Source organism: Kitasatospora sp. NPDC091257 (assembly GCF_044757675.1).
In the GTDB taxonomy this organism is placed as follows: domain Bacteria; phylum Actinomycetota; class Actinomycetes; order Streptomycetales; family Streptomycetaceae; genus Kitasatospora; species Kitasatospora lactacystinica.
The window spans coordinates 1-4613 of the sequence record NZ_JBIVVI010000741.1 but is presented as its reverse complement, the minus strand read 5'-3'; the positions used below and the strand labels follow the sequence as shown (position 1 = coordinate 4613).

The 4613-nt window shown below is 72.6% G+C and carries 4 protein-coding genes; 3 read left to right on the top strand and 1 reads right to left on the bottom strand.

Annotation, left to right across the window (positions count from 1 at the left end):
* Nucleotides 1-86: 86 nt before the first annotated feature.
* The 3 genes from ACIQOV_RS28600 to ACIQOV_RS28590 all read left to right on the top strand — a co-directional run bounded on the left by ACIQOV_RS28600 (nt 87) and on the right by ACIQOV_RS28590 (nt 3640).
* A complete protein-coding gene (locus ACIQOV_RS28600; protein WP_401053355.1) occupies nt 87-1622 on the top strand; it encodes a serine/threonine-protein kinase in 1536 nt (511 codons plus the stop codon).
* A gap of 565 nt (nt 1623-2187) precedes the next feature.
* The gene (locus ACIQOV_RS28595; protein ID WP_401053353.1) at nt 2188-2352 is read left to right on the top strand and encodes a hypothetical protein; all 165 of its coding nucleotides are present in this window, start codon (nt 2188-2190) and stop codon (nt 2350-2352) included.
* 52 nt (nt 2353-2404) lie between these two features.
* Nucleotides 2405-3640, top strand: a complete 1236-nt coding sequence (locus tag ACIQOV_RS28590) for an SPFH domain-containing protein (RefSeq protein WP_401053352.1) — start codon at nt 2405-2407, stop codon at nt 3638-3640.
* A gap of 555 nt (nt 3641-4195) precedes the next feature.
* Here ACIQOV_RS28590 and ACIQOV_RS28585 read toward each other — a convergent pair.
* Nucleotides 4196-4423 (bottom strand): hypothetical protein, encoded by a 228-nt coding sequence (locus ACIQOV_RS28585; protein ID WP_209415310.1) that lies wholly within the window; start codon nt 4421-4423, stop codon nt 4196-4198.
* Nucleotides 4424-4613 lie beyond the last annotated feature (190 nt).

Genomic DNA, 4613 nt, shown 5'->3' with positions numbered 1-4613 from the left:
GTTGATCAGTTCGACGGTGACCCGTTCGTCCTCCAGCAGGGCCACGATCGGGCCGGGGGCGGTCCTGCACACCCGGTGGACGGCCGGTGGCCCTCAAGACGGTCCGGCCGGAGTTCGCGCAGGACACGGAGTTCCGGTGGCGCTTCGCCCAGGAGGTCACCAACGCCCGGCGGATCCATGGGCTGTACACCGCCCAGGTGATCGACTCCGGCGCGGACGACGACGTGCCCTGGCTGGCCACCGTGTACGTTCCGGGCCCGTCGCTGCAACAGGTGGTCCGGGAACACGGTGCGCTACCGGTGCGCACGGTCCTGCTGTTGGTAGGCGGGATCGCGGAGGCGCTGCAGGCGATCCACGGCGCCGCGGTGGTGCACCGGGATCTCAAGCCCGCCAACGTGCTGCTCGCGGCCGACGGTCCGCGCGTGATCGACTTCGGCATCGCCCGCGCGGCCGACGCCGTCGCGCTGACCGGCACCGGTTTCCGGATCGGTTCGCCCGCCTTCATGGCGCCCGAGCAGGCCCTGGGCCAGCCGGCCACGCCCGCGACGGACGTCTTCGCGCTGGGCTCGCTGGCGGCGTACACCGCCGGCGGCACCCAGCCGTTCGGCGAGGGACCGGAGACCACGGTGCTGTACCGGGTGGTGAACGAGCAGCCGGATCTCGGCCGTGTCCCGGGCGACCTGCACGCGCTGCTGCTGCGCTGCCTGGCCAAGCAGCCCGAAGACCGGCCGACCCCCGCCGAGATCATCGAGGCCGCCCGCAACCACCCCGCTGCGGGCCGCGGGCTGCGCTTCGCCGACGACTGGCTGCCCACTCGGGTCAGCACCGACATCACCCGCCGCTCCGACCTGCCGCAGGACTTGGCCACCGCGTTCTCCCCCGACGTCGTCGCCGTCCAGGCCCCGCCCGGCTCCGACGGCGCTGCGCAGCCCCTGCCCGAGGTGCCGACCGCTCTGCTTCCGCCCCCACTGCCGACCGTCGCCGCTCCCGCGACACCCGCGGTGGGCAAGCCCTGCCGCAAGGACGCGACCTGGAAGACGGTACTGCTGCTGTCGGCGTTGGTGGTGGCTCTCGGCGGCACGGTCGGCGGCGTGCTCCTGTCCCACAAGCTCGACCGGATCCTCGCAGCCACGGGATCGGCCGGTGACAGCCCGACGGCCGGTGACAGCCCGACGGCCGGTGACACCGGCCCGGACACGCCGGCACCGGCGGCCGACGGCCCGAGGCCGTCCGACGCGGCGAGCCCGGCCACGTACACCGCGGCGTACACCGATGCAATCCTGACCGCACCCGACGACTCCTACGACTTCGACATCGAGACCGGCAAGTTGATCCCCGCGCAGTCCACCGAGTGGTCCGTAGGGCACAACGCCAACGAGTTCCTGATCCCGACGGGAAGCGACGCCGCCGTCACCCCCAGCGGCCGGCCCACCCCGACCGATTGCTCGACGGCCATCGACCGGCATCCGGCGACGGCCCTCGACTTCAGTGACCTGCTGGCCGGCCGAGCCTTCTGTGTGCGATCGAGAAGCACTCACGCCATAGCGATCGTGCGGGTCATCTCCGTGACCGGCAACGGCCCGGTGAAGGTCTCGATGGACCACTACCGCAGCGACGGCTGACCTCCGCTCCCATCCGGCGGCCGTCGCTGGAGCATGAGCCGCGAACGCGGCGGGCGTGTGCGGTGAGGAGTCTCCCGTCCATCTGCCCCGCCCACAGCTCCTCGACCCCGAACGGACGGCGCTCGTAGCCGGCGGCGAGGCGCACCAGGTGCGGGCCACAGCACGCGCGCAGCAGCCGCTCGCCGCCTTGACGACGGTGTCGACGTCATCCGGGCGGCCTGGAAATCCGCCGATCCGGGCGGTTGGTGGCCCAGCCTCCGAGCCGGTCCGGTCGGCGCCGGGTCGGGACTCCCGGGCCGGAGATCCGAGTCGGGTACCCGGGAAACGCCTCCCTGCTGCGGCCGGAGTACCGTGGGAGGGGTCGGGGCGGCCGCGCGGCGCGCGCTGCTCGCAGGCATTCTGCCGAAGGACTCGACCGGGGGCCCGGTGCCTCCAGGAGGGATGCCGCCCGTGGCCGTTCGTGTTCCGGCCGCCCACTGCGCCGTGGTGCCGCACGGCACGAGGTGTCATGTGCGCGGCTGATGACTCCCAGCAGAGCCCGGTCGGAGCTGTCGGGAGGGTGACGGTGCCGATCCCGACGGACGGGCCGGGCGAGGTGCTGGTCGGCCTGCGCGGCGGGTCGGAGGCGTTCGCGGCTTGGTCCGCCGGGCCGATCGCGGTCAACACTCGGGTGGTCGTGGTCGACACGATCTCCGCCCGGTCGGTGCTGGTCGAGCCGCTGCCGCCCTGAGTCCGGGGGTCCCGCGGCCCTCGTCAATCTGTTGCAGGTCAGGTGGTTCGTCATGTTGTTCTGGCACGTGCCCGCGCCCAACGAGGCCATGCTCATCTCCGGCTCCAAGCGACAGTCGCAGGACACCCAGTTCCGGATCGTCACGGGCCACGGGAGCTTCGTCGTTCCCGTCAAGCAGAAGGCCCGCATGCTGTCCCTGGCCCTGCAGGAGTCGGAGATCGCCGAGGACTGCGTCACCCAGCAGGGAATCCGGCTCACCGTCCGCGCGGTCTGTGTCTTCAAGGTCGGCGATGACGCCGTGTCGATCGCCAACGCCGCCCGGCGCTTCCTGTCCGAGCAGAACCAGATGCAGGAACTGGTCGGACGGATCTTCGCGGGCCACCTACGCTCCATCGTCGGGGGGCTGACGGTGGAGCAGATCATCCGGGAGCGCAGCCGGGTCGCCCAGGAGGTCATGGCAGGCAGTCACGGCGAGATGGAGAAGCTCGGCATCGTGGTGGACGCCCTGCAGATCCAGGAGATCGAGGACACCACCGGCTACATCGACAACCTCGCCGCGCCGCACGCGGCGGCGGTGGCCAGTCAGGCCCGGATCGCCCAGGCCAGGGCCGACCAGGAGGCGAGCGAACGGGAGCAGCAGGCCGCCGCGCTCAAGGCCGAGTACGAGCGGGACACCGCGATCAAGCGGGCCGGCTTCCTCGCGGAGACCGAGCAGTCCAGGGCGCGCGCAGCCCAGGCCGGGCCGCTCGCCGAGGCACGAGCCACCCAGGAGGTCACCGAGGAACAGACCGCCCTCGCGCAGCGCAATGCGGCGCTCACGGCGCAGCGGCTGGAGGCGGAGGTGCGGCGCCCGGCCGACGCCGAGGCCTACCGGAAGCGGACGCTGGCCGAGGCGGACCGCGACCGGGTGAAGTTCGAGGCCGACGCCGGCGCCTACACGGAACGGACCCTGGCCCAGGCCCAGGCGGACGCCAACGCCGCCCGCGCGGCGTCGCTGCGGGACGGCAACCAGGAGCTGATCGCGGCCAACCGGATCGTGGAGGCCCTCCCCACGCTCGCCGACGCGGCGGCCCGGGGCTTGGCGGGCGCCGATCTGACCGTCCTGAACGGCACCGACGGGGTGAACCAGATCGCGGCCGGCATCGCCAGCCAGGGGCTGGCCATCCTACGATCCCTCCAGCACTCCGCGGCGCCCTCAGTGACCTCGACGGCTTCGACGACCGGCGCATCGGCCGCCGACCCGAACGTCAACGGCCGCTCCACGCCCCGGCTCCCCGACCGGAGCTGACCCGGACACTCCGCCGCGAGAGTCGTCGAGGCCGGCTCGCAGTGAGCCGGCCAGCTGGGCCGGTCAGCGCGGCCGCCCCGATGCCCGCTCCGATGCCCGCCCCGATGACGGTCTGTTCGTCGACGCGGTGAGGAAGTCCACGATGAGGCGCCCGAGCATGCGTGTGGATATAGGCCGGGCGACGCCGGGCGTCCGGCTTTCGCGCGGCGGGCAGAACGGGGGCGCCACCGAGCGGTGGCGCCCCCGTTCGCCTGCGGTCGGGGCACAGACCGAAGCAGTGACGGTGGGTCCGGGCGGGAAGCCGGCTGCGTCGTCCATGACGATGCCGGCCTGGTGGACCTGCGGGACGATCACCCCGGCCTGCGCGGGGGCGGACAAGAGGAGCGCGGCGCCGAGCTGCTGTTGCGAGCGGCCGCTCTGGCGTACTACGCCCACGACCTCGGCCAGATAAGGCAGTTGGCCGAAGCGGCACTGCGGCAGGGCTTCGACCCGCGGGCCGCACTGCTGCTCGGCACCGCCCTGGGCGCGCTCGGCCGCGAGCGCGTGAGTCCTGGGTCAGAGTTTGAACATGGCGGCGTAGGGCTGGGTGATGCGTTCCCGCCGCGATCCGAAGTCGACGAGTACCGCGATGTCGCTGTCGCCTTCCACGCCGATGGCCCGGCCGAGGCCGTACTGGTCGTGAGTGACGCGGTCGCCGACGGCGAAGTGCTTGCGCGGTGCTTCGATCCGGGCCTTGAAGGGGCTGGTGGGCAGGACGCGGCGGACTGCTGCAGATTTCGTCATTCCCTGCAGTATGCGCCGGAAATTGCGGGAGCGGGTCCTTCCGGTGCATTTCATTTCGGAGTTCGACAGGGATGTCGCGTGCGCTGTCCAACGGGCCCCCGGATGGCGCCGGCGGGCGTGGCGCCTCGCTGTTCGCGGCCAGGGCAGGCGCTCCGCGCCCGCTTCGGCCGCCCTCCCCTCCCTGGCGTCG

Excerpts from the sequence above, each read along its gene's own strand:
- ACIQOV_RS28590 (WP_401053352.1), top strand. The coding sequence starts at position 2,405 with ATGTTGTTCTGGCACGTGCCCGCGCCCAACGAGGCCATGCTCATCTCC.
- ACIQOV_RS28585 (WP_209415310.1), bottom strand. The coding sequence starts at position 4,423 with ATGACGAAATCTGCAGCAGTCCGCCGCGTCCTGCCCACCAGCCCCTTC.